General features: G+C 50.9%; 17 protein-coding genes and 1 riboswitch. Of the genes, 2 read left to right on the top strand and 15 right to left on the bottom strand.

The window, feature by feature from the left end:
- Nucleotides 1-436 precede the first annotated feature (436 nt).
- Nucleotides 437-1,651 (bottom strand): PQQ-dependent sugar dehydrogenase, encoded by a 1,215-nt coding sequence (locus ACQSGY_RS26030; RefSeq protein WP_427181528.1) that lies wholly within the window; start codon nt 1,649-1,651, stop codon nt 437-439.
- Nucleotides 1,652-2,200: 549 nt separating this feature from the next.
- Between ACQSGY_RS26030 and ACQSGY_RS26025 the strand changes: the two genes are divergently transcribed.
- Complete coding sequence (locus ACQSGY_RS26025; RefSeq protein WP_188592662.1) at nt 2,201-3,289, top strand: M24 family metallopeptidase; 1,089 nt, start codon at nt 2,201-2,203, stop codon at nt 3,287-3,289.
- A gap of 170 nt (nt 3,290-3,459) precedes the next feature.
- On the opposite strand, the gene ACQSGY_RS26020 is transcribed toward ACQSGY_RS26025, so the two are convergent.
- The 3 genes from ACQSGY_RS26020 to ACQSGY_RS26010 all read right to left on the bottom strand — a co-directional run bounded on the left by ACQSGY_RS26020 (nt 3,460) and on the right by ACQSGY_RS26010 (nt 6,404).
- Nucleotides 3,460-3,813, bottom strand: coding sequence for a hypothetical protein (locus ACQSGY_RS26020; RefSeq protein WP_427181527.1), 354 nt, complete (start codon nt 3,811-3,813; stop codon nt 3,460-3,462).
- A gap of 221 nt (nt 3,814-4,034) precedes the next feature.
- Complete coding sequence (locus tag ACQSGY_RS26015; RefSeq protein WP_216516395.1) at nt 4,035-4,718, bottom strand: queuosine precursor transporter; 684 nt, start codon at nt 4,716-4,718, stop codon at nt 4,035-4,037.
- 288 nt (nt 4,719-5,006) lie between these two features.
- Nucleotides 5,007-6,404 (bottom strand): L-cystine transporter, encoded by a 1,398-nt coding sequence (locus ACQSGY_RS26010; RefSeq protein WP_427181526.1) that lies wholly within the window; start codon nt 6,402-6,404, stop codon nt 5,007-5,009.
- A 346-nt stretch (nt 6,405-6,750) separates the two neighbouring features.
- Here ACQSGY_RS26010 and ACQSGY_RS26005 point away from each other — a divergent pair, with 346 nt between their 5' ends.
- Nucleotides 6,751-8,451: a methyl-accepting chemotaxis protein gene (locus ACQSGY_RS26005; RefSeq protein WP_427181525.1), complete on the top strand. Its 1,701-nt coding sequence runs from the start codon at nt 6,751-6,753 to the stop codon at nt 8,449-8,451.
- 290 nt (nt 8,452-8,741) lie between these two features.
- On the opposite strand, the gene ACQSGY_RS26000 is transcribed toward ACQSGY_RS26005, so the two are convergent.
- From ACQSGY_RS26000 to cobD, 11 genes are all read right to left on the bottom strand, one after another.
- Complete coding sequence (locus ACQSGY_RS26000) at nt 8,742-10,373, bottom strand: cobyric acid synthase (protein WP_427181524.1); 1,632 nt, start codon at nt 10,371-10,373, stop codon at nt 8,742-8,744.
- Between the two features lie 21 nt (nt 10,374-10,394).
- Nucleotides 10,395-11,294, bottom strand: a complete 900-nt coding sequence (gene cobS, locus ACQSGY_RS25995; protein ID WP_427181523.1) for an adenosylcobinamide-GDP ribazoletransferase — start codon at nt 11,292-11,294, stop codon at nt 10,395-10,397.
- A complete protein-coding gene (gene cobU / locus ACQSGY_RS25990) occupies nt 11,291-11,851 on the bottom strand; it encodes a bifunctional adenosylcobinamide kinase/adenosylcobinamide-phosphate guanylyltransferase (RefSeq protein ID WP_184190259.1) in 561 nt (186 codons plus the stop codon). Before cobU ends, cobS begins: the two co-directional genes overlap by 4 nt.
- Nucleotides 11,848-12,924, bottom strand: a complete 1,077-nt coding sequence (cobT, locus tag ACQSGY_RS25985; protein ID WP_427181522.1) for a nicotinate-nucleotide--dimethylbenzimidazole phosphoribosyltransferase — start codon at nt 12,922-12,924, stop codon at nt 11,848-11,850. The genes cobU and cobT overlap by 4 nt, the downstream gene beginning before the upstream one ends.
- 181 nt (nt 12,925-13,105) lie before the next feature.
- Nucleotides 13,106-13,915, bottom strand: a complete 810-nt coding sequence (locus ACQSGY_RS25980) for an ABC transporter ATP-binding protein (protein ID WP_427181521.1) — start codon at nt 13,913-13,915, stop codon at nt 13,106-13,108.
- A gap of 20 nt (nt 13,916-13,935) precedes the next feature.
- Complete coding sequence (locus ACQSGY_RS25975; protein WP_427181520.1) at nt 13,936-14,982, bottom strand: FecCD family ABC transporter permease; 1,047 nt, start codon at nt 14,980-14,982, stop codon at nt 13,936-13,938.
- Complete coding sequence (locus tag ACQSGY_RS25970; protein ID WP_427181519.1) at nt 14,979-15,971, bottom strand: ABC transporter substrate-binding protein; 993 nt, start codon at nt 15,969-15,971, stop codon at nt 14,979-14,981. Before ACQSGY_RS25970 ends, ACQSGY_RS25975 begins: the two co-directional genes overlap by 4 nt.
- Before the next feature lie 396 nt (nt 15,972-16,367).
- Nucleotides 16,368-16,503, bottom strand: a riboswitch (cobalamin riboswitch).
- A 172-nt stretch (nt 16,504-16,675) separates the two neighbouring features.
- A complete protein-coding gene (locus tag ACQSGY_RS25965) occupies nt 16,676-17,377 on the bottom strand; it encodes a histidine phosphatase family protein (protein ID WP_427181518.1) in 702 nt (233 codons plus the stop codon).
- On the bottom strand, nt 17,368-18,396 hold the full coding sequence (cbiB, locus tag ACQSGY_RS25960; RefSeq protein ID WP_427181517.1) for an adenosylcobinamide-phosphate synthase CbiB: 1,029 nt from the start codon (nt 18,394-18,396) through the stop codon (nt 17,368-17,370). Before cbiB ends, ACQSGY_RS25965 begins: the two co-directional genes overlap by 10 nt.
- Entirely contained in the window at nt 18,386-19,294 is a 909-nt protein-coding gene (locus tag ACQSGY_RS25955) for an adenosylcobinamide amidohydrolase (RefSeq protein ID WP_427181516.1), read from the bottom strand. Before ACQSGY_RS25955 ends, cbiB begins: the two co-directional genes overlap by 11 nt.
- Nucleotides 19,291-20,475, bottom strand: a complete 1,185-nt coding sequence (cobD, locus tag ACQSGY_RS25950) for a threonine-phosphate decarboxylase CobD (RefSeq protein ID WP_427181515.1) — start codon at nt 20,473-20,475, stop codon at nt 19,291-19,293. The genes ACQSGY_RS25955 and cobD overlap by 4 nt, the downstream gene beginning before the upstream one ends.
- Nucleotides 20,476-20,595 lie beyond the last annotated feature (120 nt).

Genomic DNA, 20,595 nt, shown 5'->3' with positions numbered 1-20,595 from the left:
GAGTCGTGGATAACATGTGCCACACTTTTACATTAGGGGATTTTTTTATGGTTTGGAAGTCTAAATTCACTTTTTTTGCTGATTATTCATGTCAGGTTTAACGCATGACTAGTGTTCCCAGAAGCCTTATTTGGTCTGATTCGCCACTTTTTATTTTTTAACGATTCCTAGAGAGCTTATTTGCTCGAAATACCTCTGGAATCTCCCAATTATGCACCTTTTCAGCAAAATAGCGTTCCTGAGAATCGTTACATTTTTCAAACGCTCAAAATCCACCAAATAAGCTTCCCTCGAATCGTTAGAATAACCGAGTCACTTCATTCGCTCTGTCTCTCAGTGCGCCCTCTCCTGACACTCTTTTACCACGGCTTTCTCGTTCCATTGAACCTGAAGTTTCTCCTTACGTGTCTCCACTGATCGTTACTTTCTCTTCATTTCATGCTTCTGGAGTAAGCACGATTAATTTGTCATCCCCGTCACGCGGCGAGCCGCGCCCATCGCGATTGTTCGTGAGCACGTACAGCTTGCCGTCTTCACCGGCACTCACATTGCGGATGCGTCCCCATTCCCCTTTGAAAAAAGGAACTACCTGTTCGACCTTTGTACCGTCTTCGGACAATATCACCCGCAGCAGCTGCTCCCCTCTCAGGTTGGCAGCTACCAGCGACCCGGCCCATGGGCCTTCCGTAATATAAGCTACGCCCGAAGGCGCCCAAGTTTCATTGCCACTATGCGCAAGCGGGGCCTGATAGGCGCCACCACCATCATCGTCGCCCTCCACTTCGGGCCAGCCGTAATTCTCCCCGGCAACAATCCGGTTAATCTCGTCATGATTGCGCTGACCGTGCTCGGTCGCATAGAGATACCCGTTATCCGGGTTCCATGCCAGCCCTTGAGCGTTCCGATGCCCCATACTGTATACAGGGGAATTCGGCCAAGGGTTATCTGAAGGGATCGAGCCATCGAGACCGATGCGCAGTATTTTTCCACCAAGACTGTTCTGGTCCTGTGCCAGCTCCGGTTCGTAACGTTCACCAGTGGTAATGTAAAGCCGTTCATCCGGGCCAATCTTGATACGTCCACCGTTATGATTCACCCCGCCAGGAATATCAGCAAGCAGCTCGCGGTCAATCACCGCTTTTCCATCATTCACCTTCAAACGCAGCACCCGATTGGCGATATCCTGCCCGTCCAGATAGGAGTGATACACATACAAATATCCGTTACTCTCGAAGTTTGGATCAATCTCCAGCCCCAGCAGCCCGCCTTCTCCTTCTTCGTTAAAAGGGGCCTCAAATTCAATCAGCGGTTCAGACTCCAGCTTTCCATCCGTAATGACACGAATCGTTCCCGGGCGCTCCGTAACAAACATTTGCCCATCTGCAGCTGTTACCATCTCCCAAGGTGCATTCAGCCCCTCCACCAGCACAGACGCCTGATAAGGCACAACGACGCTGCCTTGCTCTCCACTCTCTCCAGGTCCAGCAGCAGCTCCAGAATTACTCCCCTTTGCCGTCAGCCCTTGACCCGTTCCCTCTCCCTGAGAAGACAATTGTGAGCTTGATGCCGGATCACCCGGTGTACAGGACGCGGTCAACAAAGCCATACTAAGTAAGGATGCATACAGCGGCACGGTTAATCGATTGTTCATAACAGATTGAATTCTCCTTTCGTTCTGATCTCATTGATATAATATATGTCAGCCTCTCTCCCACATCGCAGCTCTATCTGGAATCATTATAACGTATCGAAATTGAAAGGGCTTCCATGGTTCTGATGGCTCCGATGGCTCCATGTGTCTATGTCTTTATTCTTGCTTGATGTACAACGGCATTCATAAGATAAAACGTTTCGCCCTGTATTACCCTTGCCACTCCTCACTTAAACGATATAAACTCGTATTTCCATGCTCACATATGCAGCCATTTCTTACGAATTGCATGCAGACTCTGACGGATAAACGCTTTTCGCACCGTACAAAACTTCCAGCGGTTCCGTGTTGCACAACGGTGGTCGTTAGTGCCTCTATACACTTTGGGATTATAAAATTCTGGAATGCCTTTTATTTGAACATCTCACGACCATCTTGTGATTGGGAAATCCATGAATATCTTCTATAATAGAAACAGCACAACAATAGAAACAGCACGACGAATCACGAACCTATGCAGCACATATGGAAAGGTGGATACATCCAATCATGAATCAAACTCCTTTATCAAGACTCGAGGCCGATCTGTCCGGGCAAGGGCTGGACGCCATGCTCATTACCGATCCCAAACATATTTATTACCTGACCGGGTATGCCAGCAATCCGCATGAACGCTTTATGGGTCTGATGCTGGCGCGTGGCGAAGACCCGCTGTTGATTGTACCCGCACTGGACGCCGACGCTGCGGCAGCCGCTTCTTCCGTATCCAACATTGCGACGCATTCGGACACCGATAATCCTTATGCCTTGTTTGACCGATATCAGGGACGCCTGGGCCGGGTTGGTCTGGAAAAAGAATACGTCACCGTCTCCCGTTATGAGCAATTGACCTCAGCACTCGGTAGTGCAAGCTTCGAAGATGTCGGTCCCTTGCTGCGCGCGCTGCGTGTCAACAAAACACCGGATGAAGTCGCTCGTATTCGCCACGCGATCTATCTTATTGAAGAAACACTGCGCCAAGGTCTTACCCATGTGCGTGCAGGAGTAACGGAGATTGAACTGGTAGCCGAGATGGAATATCAGATGAAAAAGCTTGGAGCAGATGGCCCTTCCTTTGACACGATGGTGCTGACCGGGCCCAAAACCGGCCTGCCGCATGGCACGCCTGGTGACCGCAAGCTTCAGCATGGAGACCTGCTGATGTTTGATATGGGTGTGTATGCCGCAGGATATGCATCCGATATTACGCGAACGTTTGCATTTGGAGATATCTCGCCAGAGCTGCGTACTATCTATAACACGGTGCTTGCAGCCAACGAAGCCGCTATTCAGGTAGTTAAACCAGGCATTACCTGTGCTTCGGTGGACCATGCTGCCCGCCAGGTAACGATTGATGCAGGCTACGGCGAGCGCTTTATGCACCGTGTCGGACATGGACTCGGCATTGATGTGCACGAATATCCTTCACTTCACGGCGAAAATACGGACCTTCTTCAGGCTGGAACCGTGTTTACGATTGAGCCGGGGATTTATACGGCAGCAGGCGGCGTGCGAATTGAGGATGATGTGCTCGTAACCGAGACAGGTGTAGAGGTGCTGACCACCTATTCGAAAGAACTGCAAATCCTGACAGACTAGTCTGTACACAGATACAGAACAGGCCACGGACACACACGCAAACGAAAAAAATCCCGCATTCCATGACCTCATGGTTTGCGGGATTTTAATATTTTAATTTTCTCACTTACAATTCCCCTATACAATTTTACTACTTATCATTAAACTGCTTACCATTAAACTTCCTTCAATTAACCCAACTCATGCGTAATATCCTTCCAGGACGCCAGTTGTGGCAGCTGCTGCTTCCCCCAGTAATCCAGAATCCATTGAATGATCACCGTCGGATCTGCCGTAGTATAGCTGTAATGCCGGAAACCGTTCTCTCCTTCCTGCAAACGAATCTCCGCCACCATTTGCCCGGGTTCCTTAAGCGCAGCAGCCTGCATATACATACTTCCCTCCACCAACTCTGAAGGTTCAAGCACCACATAATCCTGCAATTCCAGATTCGTAATTAACTCCACCAATAACGAGGCATTAATGCTGTCATTCTCGTAGGTTGTGCCATTGCTTTCCAATGTATAACGCAGTGTTGAGTACATGTGTGATTCCCCTTTGCCCTTGGTATGAAGTCATTGCCCACGAATGCTACACGTTCGCTCATTACGACAGGTTGTTTCCATTATAACTTTTCCATAAAAATGTAAAAAGCATTATTTCTCGTTTCGATAAAATATGCTGTCTATTAAAAATCCCCCTGCACAGTCCAATTGCAAGCGGCTGCGCAGAGGGAAATCTCAACATGATCCTTTTTGAATATTCATCAAGCCTCATCTTTGAACTTGAAGCTGCGTGCAGCATATAGAAACGGCGTTCCTACCGCAGTCAGCACAAACTTGATCAGATACGTGGTCAGGAAAATTTCCAGCCATACGTCCCATGGATAGATGAAGACAAAGGCAACCGTACAGAATACGAGTGTATCCACAAAGGAGCTGATAATCGAGCTGCCGTTTGTGCGAATCCACAGCTGATTGCGTCCGGGCGCTACTTTGCGCAGCCAACTGAACAGACGTACATCCAGAAACTGACTGATGAAATACGCAGATAAACTGCCGAGTGCCAGTCGTGGCAGCAGACCAAACAATTTTTCCATGGATTCCTGGGCAAAGTCCGTCGGTGCCGGATCAAAGAACAATACCATCTGCATCAGAACCGTTGTCATGATCAGCGTGAAAAATCCAAACCACACCGCTTTTCGCGCTTCACCCGATCCATACTTCTCATTCAACAGGTCACTCGTCAAATACATACTGACATACATCGTGTTGCCCAGCGTCAGCACAATGCCCATAATATCTATCGTTTTGGTCACCTGAATGTTAGCGATGACGGTAGCTACACCAATCCAGGCATACAGACCTTTTTTGCCAAACAAGCGGTAACACAAGAGGAAAAATCCATACGTCACGAGAACAAATACCGCTCCAAAGCCTAAATTAAACATGAATACATACACTGCCTTCCTAGTTTTGATTACGCGGGATGGTTACGAACCGCGGCTTGGCACAGGGCCAAAACATGAATACTCTATCACATCTCCTCCCCCCTTGTCTATTGGAAAAAAAGACTCCCGCCCCGTGCCCTGCCGCACGCTCCGGCGTAATTACATACGCAAGAGCCGCCCTTCGAAGTTCTCCGAAGGACGGCTCTGCGCCATCTATTGCAGAATGCTCACCTTGCCGAGCATCTGCTTATCTCTTGCAAGAGCTGCGGCGCAAGGCCCCGCCCCAGCTTACGCGTGAGCCGCAGAATCCAGCTCACGGCTCTGATCGTTAAACGTATCCCGATCGTTTTCCTTCAAAATCTTGCTCGTCAACAGTCCGGATGTCATCGACCCGTTCACGTTAAGCGCTGTACGACCCATGTCGATCAGCGGCTCCACGGAAATGAGCAGTCCAACAAGAGCCACAGGCAGATTCATGGTGGACAATACGATCAGGGAGGCGAAGGTTGCCCCGCCGCCAACGCCAGCCACACCAAACGAACTGATCATCACGACGAGGATCAACGTGACAATAAAGTCCCAGCTCAGCGGGTCGATACCGACCGTCGGAGCGATCATTACCGCCAGCATGGCCGGATATACCCCGGCGCAGCCGTTTTGCCCAATCGTAGCCCCGAAGCTTGCAGACAGGTTGGCAATCCCGTCCGATACGCCGAGTTTCTTCGTCTGTGTCTCCACATTCAGTGGAATAGCCGCAGCACTTGAACGGGACGTAAAGGCAAATACCAGCGTTGGCAGCACCTTTTTCAGATACGTCACCGGGTTGAAGCCAGACAAAGTGATGATAATAAGGTGAATAATAAACATAATTGCCAGCGCGACATAAGACGCAATCACGAATTTGATGAGCTTTAATATCTCTTCCGCATTGGTTGTCGCCGTTACTTTTGTAATCAGCGCTAAAATCCCGTAAGGCGTAAGCCTCAGCACCAACGTAACAATCCGCATCACAACGGCATAAACAGCATTGACCATGCCGCGGAACGTTTCTGCCTGCTGTGGTTTTTTACGATCCAGTCCCAGCACAGCTACTCCGATAAAAGCTGAGAAAATAACAACAGCAAGGGTCGATGTACGGCGTTCACCCGTCATATCCGCAAATGGATTGGAAGGGATGAACTCCAGCACCTGCTGTGGAATCGTCTGATCCTTCACATCAGCCAGGCGCTCCTCCACCTTCTGAATCTGTGCAGTCTCCCGTTCTCCTCCTTGAATCTCAATGGAAGTCAGGTTGAAGCCCAGACTGGTCACAATGCTGACCCCCGCAGCAATGGCTGTTGTAATCAACAGGATTGCAATAATCGAAACACTCATTTTACCGAGGTTCTGCTTGCCCTTCAGATTCATGATCGCCGAAATAATCGACACCATGATGAGCGGAATCACGACCATTTGCAGCAAACGAACATATCCTGAGCCGACCAGATTAAACCAATCGACTGATTTCGCAATGACATCCGAACCTGATGTATAGATCAATTGCAGAATTACACCGTACACAACGCCCATACCAAGCCCCGCAAATACACGCTTCGTAAACGAGATGTGTTTCTTCTGCATCCAGTAGAGCACACCCAGCAGTGCCAGCATAACTACTACATTCACAATCATTAGAAATGTATTCATTACTTCATATCCTCCTCAGACATGTTTAACCGGTGATCAAACCGATTTTCTATTTATATGTTTCCCACAAAAGGGACAATGAACAATATAACACATATCAAACTATTCTGGTAGGTATTAATTGATATTATGTAATATTTGTGTAACGGATGCACGTTTCATGAAAATAATTGCAGTTTTATGAAAAAAGTTGTATTCAACCCGCGGTTAATTTTGTAAAATAGGTATATCCGCTTATTCCCAAGTTTTATAAACATGAAAACTAGGTCTTTGTTCGTTGGTAAAAAGGCCATACGATAAAAGAAAAGGGATAATGTTAATGAATATGACGTGAAAGGATGATTGTATGTTTCGCAAACGAACCGTTGCCGGCAAGATCAGGGGTACACTGTTCCTTGTGCTGCTGGTTGCCTCCCTGTTGTTCAGTATCAGTTTCTACGCCGTATCAATGAATATTATTCAAAGTTATGTGCTTCCACAATTCGATAAAGTCCTGAGCACATCCATTCAGGATATATACAAAAACACATCTGCATCCAAAATTTTGCAGGTGCAAAGTGGCGGAGCAGGCGCCGAGGGTGCTGCCATGACGTTAGAATCCTCCCTGTCCGAAGAAGCCAAAGAGCACAGCCTGGATGCTGTCTACGTTGTTGCCCTTCAGGATGATCAGGCCAGCGTCGTTGTTGCAAGCAATAACTCAGGCATGAAGGCCGGAGATGTCGTAGACATCAACCCAGCAATGACAGAGGCAGGCGAGAAGAAACAAGCTGCGATCAGTTCCGTTTATGCAGATGCCTATGGTGTACATAAAGCTGTATTTATCCCGATTTCAGGAAGTAATATGCTCATGGCCGTCAGCATGGATGCCAAGTTTATTCAGGATAAAATTGCCCAGATTTTCTGGCTGTGCCTGGGTATCACTGCTTTGGTATTTGTACTTGGCTGGCTCATCTCTACCAGTATGGTCAAAAGAGTTACCAGACCAATCAGCACACTCGTTGAGCACAGCAAGCGAATCGCTCAAGGTGATCTGACCACGGAGCTCAAGATGAAAGGCAAGGACGAAATTGCCCAGCTGGCCGCAAGCTTCCAGACCATGACGCATAATCTCAAAGAAATGATCAGCCACGCGTTGTCTACCTCCAACGAAGTGGTGGTTGGATCCAATGACCTGCTGCAGCGGGTGGAATCCATGTCCGGCATGGTACAGAACTCCAGCCAGGCTGCAGAAGAAGCCGGAAAGGGCAGCGTTAGCATTGCTTCCAGTGCATCCGAGAATGCAAGAGCCATGGAAGAGATCACGCAGGGCATTATGCATATCGCTTCGTCTGCATCAGAAGTCTCGGAACAGATTAGCGAAGCCGCAACAGAAGCAACAAACGGAAATCAGCTTGCACAGAATGCAGTTGAACAGATGGAGCGTGTCGGCGCAACGGCCAGCGAATCGCTGCGTTACATTGAAACGATGAATGAACGTTCTGTCGCGATCGGTACAATCGTCAATTCCATTTTTGAAATCACGAAACAAATTAATATGCTGTCGCTCAATGCCTCCATCGAAGCTGCACGTGCCGGTGAACACGGACGCGGATTCGCTGTCGTCGCCGGAGAAGTCCGTAAGCTGGCAGAACAATCCAAAACGGCAACAGAGGAAATCGCCGATTACCTCGGCACCATTCGCGAAGACGCCGAGCGCTCCGTTAGTGCAATGAACCGTGTAACGCAGGAGATTGGTTCTGGAACCGAGGTTGTGCAGAAGGCTGGTTCGGCCTTCCAGCAGCTAAATGAGCTCATTCAAAATGTTAATCTCACCATTCAGACGGTGTCCTCATCCACACAGCAGGTGTCTGCAGGTGCAGAAGAGGTCAGCGCTTCGGTGGAAGAAACAGCACAGATTACATCCAGATCACGTGAGAGCATGCAGCAGATTGCTGCTACGGCAGAAATGCAGCTAAGCGAGATGGATTCTCACTCCAATACGGTTCGCCACCTGCATGAGCGGGCTGTCGAATTGCAAACGGCGATGAAGAAGTTCACGATCAACTAGAGGACGCGCTTGATGCTCCAATCTCAACTGGAACATACGAGAACCGGGCACGAACAAATATCTATAACCTTGCTTCCAAAGATTTAAACAAGAACACATGATCAGATGATTTAAACAGGAGAACATGATTGAATGATAAAGAACACCCCCATATAGCAGCAGCTTCGTTCATACCGAACGGACTGCCCGCCCTTGGGGGTGTTCTTTGGATTAGATGCGATATAAGTTGAACATACAAAGATGATCAGATGATTATTCCTATAGAAGTCGGCTTATAGAAGTCCTCTTATTTATTCTCGCTGCATTACACCCATAATCTCGTATACTCGTTTCATATCCAGTGACGAGCGCAAAGAATCAGCCACCCGATCAAATTCCATCTCCTTACGCTCATGAGCGCTGTACGTTTCCTCCAGCGGAGCAAGTCCCTTCGCTTCTCGCAGACCGTTCAGCCAGGAGCGCCGGAATCGGTCGCTTTCGAACAAACCGTGCAAATACGTGCCCCATACGCTTCCATCCGAAGTGCCCCAGCCTTCCAGAAAGGGCTCTCCTTCTGCATGAGCAATCTCAAACAGCGCAGTCACCTGCTCGGGCTCATGGCACTCGGTGACCCCCATATGGATTTCATATCCGTTTACAGGTACAGAAGCTGTGCTTGTGTGTGCTTCTTGCTCTGTGTTTATGTCTGAATTCGTCATCCCACTGAGACGTAACGGATGAAGCGGCTGTATCTTGCCCGCTGCCCGCACCGTCTGTTTGTGCTGAAGAAATGTCGTGGACAGCGGCAACAGTCCGATGCCCTCGGCTTCCTGAATCTGATTGGCCTCCACTGCAAACGGGTCCTTCAGGTGACGTCCCAGCATCTGATATCCGCCGCATATGCCAACCAACTGCATTGCCTTTTGTTCCATATCGTTCAGGATCGCCCGTTCCAGGCCCGACTCCCTTAGAAAAATCAAATCACCGATGGTATCCTTTGTACCTGGCAAAATAACTGCATCCGGCCTGCCCAGTTCTTCTGGAGAGGTCACATAACGTACATTCACATCCGGTTCGCGAAGCAACGCATCGAAATCTGTAAAGTTAGAAATGCGCGGATATCGGATAACAGCAATATCCAGCTCTGTTTGCCCGCTTTTGCCATGACGCAGGGAATCCAGCACCACCGAATCCTCTGCTTCAATCTGTATATCTCTTATGTATGGCAGCACACCCAGGACAGGAATGCCTGTGCGTTCCTCAAGCCAGTCCAAACCGGGCTGAAGCAAGGAAAGATCCCCTCTGAACTTGTTAATAATGAAGCCTTTGACACGGGCTGCCTCATGGGGCTCCAGCAGTTCAAGCGTACCTACAATCGATGCAAATACACCACCGCGATCAATATCGGAGATCAGAATCACCGGTGCATCCGCCCATCCGGCCAGGTTCATGTTCACGATATCCCGGTCCTTCAGATTGATCTCAGCCGGGCTGCCCGCTCCCTCCATTAAAACGATATCGTAGGCATCACGAAGACGGTTCAAGGCATCCATTACGGTCTGCCTGGCTTCTGGCAGAAAATGCTGACGGTAATCTGACGCACTCATCTGCGCAAAAGGAACACCATGTACCACAATCTGGGAATGCATATCCCGCACAGGTTTGATCAGAATCGGATTCATATCGGTTGTAGCCTCGATTCCGCAGGCTTCAGCCTGTGCCCCCTGCGCTCGCCCAATCTCCTTGCCATCTGCTGTGACGTAGGAATTCAGCGCCATATTCTGTGATTTGAACGGAGCAGGCCTGAAGCCGTCCTGCTTGAAAATCCGGCATAGCGCAGTAGTAATGACGCTTTTCCCTACATCGGAAGCCGTTCCCTGCAGCATCAGTACAGCCGCCGGTTGTTTTTGTTTCTCACGCACGCTGCTCCCCCCTGTCTGCATCTGCTTTCTTTACAACGATCGTTACAACCAAAATAGTCCTTGCAGCACGCTTAACACCGTCAGCAAAGCGGCTTCCAGAAGTTCATTCATGGCACCATATGTATCCCCGGTAAGCCCTCCAAGTCGTGCACTGATCCGCGAAGCCACAAAGCGGCCAATATAATAACATGCGACAGGCAGGACAATAACAGCCGATACAGGATACAGCCACCACGGTAAGGTTCCAAACCCGCTGACCATCACATCCGCAATCGCTGTATCCGGTTTAAAAAGCCCTACCGCAGCCAGCGTGACAACGCCTGCAATCAGCGTAAGCATGAGAGCGGCACGACGTGATCGCTGGACCTCGCTGCGCTCGCCAAGCCCTTTGAATAATACAGCGAGCCCGTCATCCCCGCGTGCATTAGGCCAGGCCGACATCGCGTACACCATGAACCAGCGGCTCCAGATCATGGGCAGAATCAGCAAAGCGCCGTACACCCAGCTACCGCGGGCAATAAAGTCCGCGATCAGAGCAGCCTTCATCATAAGCAGCAGTACACAGGCTATAACCCCCATAGCTCCTACCCGGCTGTCCTTCATAATCTCCAGCATACGTTCACGGCTGCGGTAACTGAGCAGTCCATCCGCCGTATCCATCCATCCGTCGAGATGAAGCCCTCCGGTCAGCCACACCCATAACGTCAAGGTCAGAACCGCTGCCGGAAAAGCAGGCAGCAGTTGACCGCTCAGTGCGCCGACAAACCAGACACATAGACCAATTGCCGCACCGACAAGCGGGTAATACACTGCACTTTCACGCAGCAGTGGCGGCACAAAATCAAGCTGCATTTTCACAGGAAAACGGGACAAAAATTGAAATGCGGCTGCAGCCGCATGTTTCCGCTGCGGAACGGCTGAGCCGGATGCATCCTGCTTCATAAACGATACTCCTTGCTTTTTAATTCAATCGCGATGCCCACGGTGACGAGAAATACTTCGCCGCAGATCGCTGCGATACGCTGATTGAGCACCCCCGCCAGGTCACGATAAATGCGGCCCAGCTTGTACTCAGGCACAATTCCATCGCCTACTTCATTCGTGACAAGCACGAGCAGACCCGGATAGGTTCGAATCGCTTCCACCAACGCATCCAGCTGCCCCTGAAGCACATGGCTCTCGTCCTGTTCATGCGCTAAAAGCACATTGGTCAGCCAAAGGGTCAAGCAATCGACCAGAATTGTCGGTGCAGAAGTACCCGTATGTCCTTCGCCCATACGTTTTATCAACGCGGGCAATGCCAGCGGTTCCTCCATCGTACGCCAGAGGTAACCCGAGTCCTCGCGCTGCTTCTGATGCATCGCAATGCGTTCACGCATCTCGTCATCATATGCCTGGGCTGTCGCCACATACCATGCCTCCGAGGAACGCTGCATACAGAGACGCTCGGCGAACGAGCTTTTACCGCTGCGTGCCCCGCCTGTGACCAGTACACTCATCGGGAGCCATCTCCTGAACCATTGGACACACCAGCACTTGTGAAGGTTGCCATCTCATTCAGAATGAGGCAAGCCGCATCAATCAGATGCAGACTTAATACCCCGCCGGTTCCCTCACCAAGACGCATATCCAGATCAAGCATCGCCTTCAGTTCAAGCTCACGCAGCAGCGCTGCATGTGCATTCTCATTGGAGGTATGCGATGCGATCATATAGGCTGTACTCAGAGGAGCCAGCTGTCTCGCAACCAGCGCTGCAACTGTGGAGATAAATCCGTCTATAACGACAGGGCAGCGATGAGCTGCAGCGGCAAGGATAACCCCGGTGAGTCCGGCAATCTCCAGCCCGCCCACCTTGCTTAACACATCAAGCGCATCGTCCGGGTCAGGTTGGTTCACACTCAGCGCCTGGCTGACAACAGCCGCTTTACGCTGCAGACCCGCATCGTCCAGACCCGTTCCGCGTCCAACCGCAGCAGCAGGTGCTATGCCGGTGAGTGCACTCATCACCGCAGCACTTGCCGTGGTATTCCCGATCCCCATCTCTCCAGTGACAAACAGCTGTGTACCTTTTGCCACTTCTTCGGCGACCACCTCCACACCTGTCAAGATGGCCTGAATCGCCTCATCACGAGTCATCGCCGCCCCTTGGGCCATGTTGGCTGTACCTTTACGAACGTTGCGGGAGAACAGATCCGCATGCTGCAGATCAGCATTGACACCGATATCAACACAGATGACCTCTGCTCTCGCCTGACGGGCCAGCACATTCACAGCAGCACCTCCAGCAAGGAAATTCATTACCATCTGCGGTGTTACCTCCGCCGGAAAAGCACTAATGCCTTCTGTGACCACACCGTGATCCGCAGCCATCACAATCACCGCTCTGCGATCAAACCGTGGTTGAGCTTTCCCCGTCATACCTGCAAGACGAATCACAAGCTCTTCCAATTTCCCGAGACTTCCGGGCGGTTTCGTGAGTACATCCACATGAGCCGACGTTTCCGCAGCCACGTTCAGGTCAGGAGCCACAATTTTTGTCAGCCATTGTTCCAATATCTGTTCATTCTTCATCCAACCAGCACTTCCTTCATCAAAATAGGGGGTTCTCCCGCTTCGTTTACTCCGTTGATCACGCAGCATTTACATTAAACAACGCCACTTGATTAGATGTCACACACATGCTTCATTAAAACCAACACACGCATTTATTTCCGTTACCACGCCTGCATTTACTTGATTAACTCGCGCACTTTTACTTCTCCCGACGCAGCAGCAATTGAGGCACGGCATGGCTCGGATGGGACACCATCACAGGTTCAACGCGAAAAACGTCCCGAATCTGCTCTTCCGTCATCAGGCTGTGAGGTGTGCCCTTCCCGACCATAGCACCTTCCCTCAGTGCCAGAATCCGATCACAAAACAATGCAGCCAGATTCAAATCATGCAGCACAGCTACTATAGTGATGTTGTTTTTCTGCCTCCATGCAGCCAGCAGCTCCATAAATTGCAATTGATATTTAATATCCAGAAACGTCGTTGGTTCGTCCAGCAGCAGCAGGCGCGGCTCCTGTGCCATCACTTTGGCCAGTGCTACACGCTGCCGCTGACCACCGCTCAGCGTATCCAGCGGCCGCTCTGCAAGCTCCGTCAGTCCCAGCTCTTCCATCACACTGTCTACCACACGGGCTCCCTCTGCCGATTCACGACCTAACCAGTTCTGATACGGATATCGACCCATTTCCACGACATCGCGTACAGGATAGGAGATCGCCGGCAGACCGTCCTGCTGCAAAACGGCAATCATACGTGACAGATCCTTGCGGCTGTAAGAGCCGATATCGCGACCATCTATCGTAATCTGACCTGTACTTAGTCCTTCCGTTCCGGCAATAAGCTGCAGCAGGGTTGACTTCCCGCTTCCATTCGCCCCAACGACGCCCCACCATTCTCCTTCCGCAATCTTCCAGTTTATATCCTGTAATGCAGGATGCTCTCCATATGATTTGCCTGCCCCTGCAAGAGACACCAGCATCGTGGAGGAAGGAATTTGAGAATCCCTCATCCTTTGTTTCATCTGCTTCTTCACGGCATCATCCCCTTCTGCAGCTTTTTGTTCCGATGCAGCAAGTAGGCAAAAAACGGCGCCCCGACAAATGCAGTGACAACGCCGAGCGGAATTTCCGTCGGAGCCAGCAGGGAGCGGGCAATCGTGTCTGCCCACACCATAAAGATTGCCCCACCAATAGCAGACAGAGGCACCAGCAGTCGATAATCCGGCCCTACCAGCAGGCGCAGCATGTGCGGGATAACCAATCCGATAAAGCCGATGACTCCAGACACAGAGACAGCCGCGGCTGTAAGCAGCGTGCCCGCAGCAAGCACGGACAGCTTGAGTCTGTCCACGCCAACGCCGATATGTGCAGCCTGACGTTCACCGAGTGCCAGCACGTTCAGTGAACGCGCCCGGCTCCAGAGAAAGACCAGCCCAAGCAGGAAATACGGGAAAAGGATGGCCGTATACGACCACCCGCGCAAAGCCAGACTTCCCATCGTCCAGTATATAATTTCATTAATCGTCTGCTTGGACATGGTCGACAGGAACGAAACGACCGCACCCAGGAAACTTTGCATCACCACACCCGCCAATATGAGGCTATGTGTTGGTATTTTCCGCCCTTCACGAGCCAGTGCCAGCACAAACCATAACGTAATAACCCCGGTCAAAAAAGCAACCAGCGGCAACGTCCAAATGCCGATTAAAGCGTACTGCAAACCGAAAAAAATCAGGAACGCTGCACCTACTGAAGCACCTGAGGAAACCCCCAGTGTGAATGGATCAGCCAGCGGATTGCGCAGTACACCTTGAAAGCCCGCCCCTGCTATCGCTAGTGAAGCACCTACGAGCATCGCAAGTAAGACACGCGGGAACCGCACTTTCCAAATAATTTGTTCGGCAGCCTTACTCCAATCAGGTGTAATCCAGTCCCCCACCCATGGCAGTTTATGAACGAGAATACCTGCGATGTCCCGGATAGGAAGCGCCACTGAACCGATGCCCGTACAGATGAGCACGGTAAGCACCAGCAGCGCCATGCCCATTGTTCCGAACAGGATCAGCTTTCTGCTCATTTGAACAGGTCAGGATAGATCGCTTTGGCAACTTCTTTCAGCCCTTGAGTTACACGTGGCCCCGGACGACTGAGCAAGTTAGCATCCAGACCAATAACAGCATTGTTCTTCACTGCTGTTATTTGATCCCAGCCGCTGCGTGCCTTGATGATCTGATCGAGCGTTTTGGAGTCCTCCACTACATCATTGGCGTACAAAATAACATCCGGGTTGGAGGCAATGACGTTCTCCTCATTAATTTCATACCAGCCCTCTTTGTCTGCAGCAATATTGGTTCCGCCTGCAACCGTGATTAGTTCATCCATGAACTCACCTTTACCTACAGACCAGCCTGGAGAGAATTCAATATATACTTTTTTCTTATCCTCCGGTTTTACAGCTTTTACCGCTTCGGTCACATCAGTTACATCCTGCTTCATCTGTGCAATCAATTTCTGCGCCTGCTCCTGATGATCGGTAATTTTACCGAAGGTTTCGATATTTTTCATGACATCGTCGATGGATTTAGGGTCAGTTTTGAAAATGGTGATCCCCATATCACGCAGCTTTTTCACTGCATCCTCGCTTAATGAAATGCCTCCGAATACGATATCGGCGTCGGCTGCAATTACGGACTCTTCATTCGGCTTGTTGATGCCGCCCATTTTGGCTTTCGTTTTGGCTGCTTCCGGATAATCGTCATAATCGGACACACCAATAATCTCATTATCCAGTCCCAGAGCAAACAGAGACTCTGTCTCGGCAGGTGAGACCGATACGATTTTGGTTGGCGCCTTTTCAAAAGTGAAAGACTCACCTGTTGCATCCGTAACCGTCAATGGATATTGGGTTTTCAAATCCGTTTGCGTTTGTTCCTGAGACTGCTCCTGTGCAGGTTGCTGTGAGTTACCCGCGCCTTCTTTTGTTGCGGTATTGCCGCATCCAGCCAGCGCCAGTGCCAGCATCGCTGCACTCAGCAGAGATGATAGTGCTTTCCAGTTCTTAATCATTGATTTAAACTCCCCTTCTTTATCTGTACTATTGTTGTTGCTTTTGTTATACACGAGCCACTCCGATTGCAGTACCATTTTCCGATCGCTGTTATCCCCGAATTTTTTTGATTCCCTTGTGTAAAGGGAAAAATCCGGTGATAAGCGTATGCTTCCGATGCAGCTTTCTTGTAGAAAGCTTTCAGGCGAGCACTTCGTTTCTCCAAATTCGTTCTGCACTCTCCGTTAAACGTGTATAGGATTACTTGACTGTATCGTGTACAACATGAAAAATCCCCGACCCTCTTACAAAGGATCAGGGAGAACGTCTCGCTTACGGCAATCTGTACATGTGCAGCCCTAGGCTGTCCATGCGCATAGAATGGCCCGAAACGTTGTCCTTTCCTCGAAGGAACAGCGGCTTGTACGTCCAGGGCTGGTAATCTGACTTACAGGAATACTCCTGTTTCACAGTGGCGGGACCGTGCCGGATTTGCACCGGCTTCCCCATTTTACCCTAATGCAGATCATGACCTTGTGTTTCCTTATCATGAATAACCTCTCTACACACGGGACCCTTGGTCGTTAATAATGAATTAAAACCAATCTAACACAGCTGTAGTATTCGGCACAGAACACGTCAGCTCAGGCAGCACATCTCACCCCGTACAACCTGTCCATACCAAGCATACTTCTGTTGTGATTATAGGGTATATTGCACGACCTTACAACCCGATTGACGGAAAAGACACCCTGCGGCCCAGCCATCTCCCGCCCTGCTTTTGCAGATGAACCTGAATGGCTTGACCGGGAATTACGTGAGTATCCCAGAAGCCAACACCGTCAAGAAGCCGGGAAAGCATATAACGAATGACCCCGCCATGTGTCACAATGAGTGTCCTGTGTGGATTACTTTGTGGCAACCTTACATCATCCATCGAGCAAATATGCTCGTCCAGAAATGAATCAATTCGTTCGGCAAAAGACGACCACGCTTCACCCCCAGGTGGTGTAACCTCCTGCGGATGATCAATCCAGCTCCGGTAGATCGGATTATGCTTCAATTGCTCATAGGTCAGACCTTCCCACTGTCCAAAATCATTCTCTCGCAGGCGCCGGTCCAGCTTCGCCTCTGAAGCTGCCTGCGGCGCAATATGCGCAAGCGTCTGGCGACAGCGAACCAGGTCGCTGCAATATACAGCGTCCCATGCGAGTCCGCGGCATTGCTCGCGCAGCATAGCCAGCTCTTCATTTGCATCAGGAAGCAGACCGATGTCGGTATGCCCCAAATATTTTTTTTCCACATTCCAGGACGTAGTCCCATGACGGATCAGCACAATGCTGCGCTGCGGGCCAAGCTGCTCTGATTCACCCACTAAGGATGCACTACGTTCTGTTTGATGCTGCTGCCCTGTCTTTATTGCCATAACAGTGCGCCTCCCGTCAGCCGTACAACAAGTACGGTCAAGAAACACAGGACAACAAAAGCCCCCGCCGACCAGAACATCAGCCGTGTCGTTTGCACAATATCTTCTGCCTCCATTGGCCGCGTTGGTTCACCCATATACGCACGAAACGAGGAAACGCCGTGGTACACATTATGTCCGCCCAGCCGAATGCCCAGCGCACCAGCAACGGCCGATTCTGGAAAACCGCTGTTCGGGCTTGGATGCAGTCTTGCATCCCTCCTAACCATACGCGCTGCGCCTTTGGCGTCCAGCTTCATGACCCATGCTCCCGTAATTAACAGCATCGCCGTCAGACGGGCAGGAATCCAGTTCGCCCAATCATCCAGACGGGCCGAAGCCCAGCCGAGATGCAGATATTTGTCATTTTTATACCCGACCATAGAGTCCAGAGTGTTGACAGCACGGTACGCCATAGCCAGCGGGGCACCGCCAATGAGTGCATAGAATAGAGGTGATACGATGGCATCCACGATATTTTCCGCGACCGTCTCCACCGTTCCCCGAACGACCTCAGGCTCGTCCAGATGTGCTGTATCACGTCCCACGATCATGCCGAGTGCACGCCTCGCGGCAGCAAAGTCCTGCTGTTTCAGATGACGGTATACTTCCATGCCTGCATCACGCAGTCCTTTGGAAGCAATGGTCGTGGCAATAAGAATGACTTCGGCTATGCCGGCTACGATCGGATGTATCAAGCCCAGCAGGAGCAGCACACCCCATGTGACAACAAAAGCCCCCCCCGCAATCAGGAGCGGAAATAACAGACCAGCTCTTGTCAAACCTTCATTTGTCTTCACGCGTGCTCGAATCATACGTTCCAGCGCCGAGATCGCTTTCCCCATGCCGATCACCGGATGAGGAATCCAGCGCGGGTCTCCGATACACCGATCCAATATGTACGCAAGTATAATGATCCAGGCTCCTGCTATGCCTGCCCAGAACGATGATGCCCATAGGTGTCCAACATCAAATGTCATTGTCGCCCTGTCCTCTCCTCTCTTTCCAGTGAAGTCCAGCCTGCAGGCTTTCTGTCACCGTGTCATATACCAGTCTGCCAATCGCCGCACCCAGAGCGGTAGCTGTACCAGCGTACGTATGCAGCGGCTGGCTCTCATGCTCGGTCTGGCGCACTGCAAGCACAATGGCATCGGTCGTTGTGCCTGTGGCAGTCAGTCCGTTCTCCGAATCCATGATGCCTGCATCGGCTAGTGCCGCTGCCTTGGCCTCGACCGCTGTCTGAATGGCGTTAACCATTGCCCCCGGGGTGATCTGACCGTTGAACCAGAGCATGATATTAATTGTGCCTGGAACATATGAAAATGTGCTTGATGTATTGGATGAAGCTTTGTTTGATGTATCAGAGATATCCGTTCCAATGTGCCGATCGTAAGCTGCTGAAACAGCCTCCGTCCCTCGCAGTGTCGAGGCCGTCGCTTGATGTTTTTCTCCGTAAGCATCAAAAACAGTTCTCTCCGAACCAGCACGTGCTGCATTCGATACCCCTGCGGTGGTACAACACAACAACCCAAAAGCATCACATGTATACTCCTGAATCGAGGTATGCTCCAGCCTGACCGCTGTTAACAATCCGGCACACTGCTCCGTTCGTTCCTGCCATTCGACCAGCGCCTGCTCGATGTCACGGGGCGGATCATCACAACGGTAGTGCTTGTCCACATAGATGTTAAAGACACGGTCCAGTTCGAGCATCCCCCCACCGTACACCGCACTTGATAATGCCTGTGCAGGCTGTGAACTGAGCGCCCTGATATGCCGTTTATGTGCAGATAGGAGCAGACCCGGCCAAGAAGAGGACATATAGGTGTTCTCGTCTTTTTTTCCATGTGTGAAATAGTTATAAAACGGGAGTGTCACACCTGCTCCCCTCCCTTAATTTTTTTGGAATGCTGCGTCTGCTGACTCTCCTGATCGGCCACTGCCAGATCCTCGTCCTGATCCTCGCTTCGTTCAAGCACACTTTTGAGCACGTCAAGCAACCTGTCGTTGGCTTCAGCACCTTTGACCGCAAAACGTACATGTCCTGCCTCAAGCCCCGGATACATGGCACAGCTGCGAATCAGAATGCCCCTCCGCCCCAAAGCTTCCTGCATGGAAGCCGCTGTCCAAGGCGCGGGCACATGTACCAGCAGGAAATTGGCCTCTCCCGGTGTTACACTGCATCCATACCTCGCCAGCGCTGCAACCAGCCGTTCACGCTCCTGCGCAATCTGCGCGATTGTCTCCTGTTCATAACGTTCGCCGCTGCGCAGACAGGCTTCACCTGCAACAAGTGCCAGCCCGTTTACACTCCAGGTGACCTGTTTCCGTGTCATCGCCTGGATATATTTCGGACTGCCTATGGCATATCCAAGCCGCAACCCGGGGATGGCGTAAAACTTGGTCATGGAGCGAATGATGATGACATTCGGATACTTATTTATATCTGAAGCAAGAGACTGACGCTCTGCTGCCGGAATAAAATCAATAAAAGCCTCGTCAATGACAAGCACCGTATCGCTCTCTTCAGCTTTTCGTGCGAGCCTGTGAAGCACCTCCAGCGGATACTGCACACCGTTTGGATTGTTAGGCTGTCCGAGGAAAAGCAGGTCCACCTCTTCCATTAGCCGTTCAATATCTTCGGGCCTCGCACGCCAGTTCAGCTCTTCCCGCCCCATCGCATGTGTAACCTCCGCACCGAATTGGCGCGCCAGAGCACGGTACTCCGAGAAGCCCGGCTCTACAGTGCCCACTCTGCGCGGAGCAAGTCCAAGCAGGATCAGCGCCATACTTTCGGCCGCACCGTTGCCCACAGAGATTTGTTCCTGCGTCACACCCAGCCGTTCACTCAGCAACGCTTTGAATCCCCGATGCCCCGGATCGGGATAACGAAGCACAGAATGCAGCCCCTGCTGCAAAGCCTCCAGCACTTCCCTCGGCGGTCCTAACGGATTAATATTGGCGCTGTAATCCAGAAAATCTGTGGCATTGCCTCCAAAACGCGAAGCTGCGGTCTCCACATCTCCGCCATGTCCGAACACTTCAATATAACCGGTCATTCATCCGTCATCCTCTCTGCATGTTGTTTTTATTATGGAGGGCATAGGAGCTACGGGTCAATCCTGTATTGTTTTCATTTTATGATCGGGGCCAAAGCCAGAAGTTGTAAACAAAGAGGT

Origin of the sequence: Paenibacillus sp. TC-CSREp1 (assembly GCF_050171015.1) — a bacterium.
In the GTDB taxonomy this organism is placed as follows: domain Bacteria; phylum Bacillota; class Bacilli; order Paenibacillales; family Paenibacillaceae; genus Paenibacillus; species Paenibacillus silvae.
The sequence above is the reverse complement of the archived record's forward strand: the minus strand, read 5'-3'. Positions and strand labels throughout refer to the sequence as shown.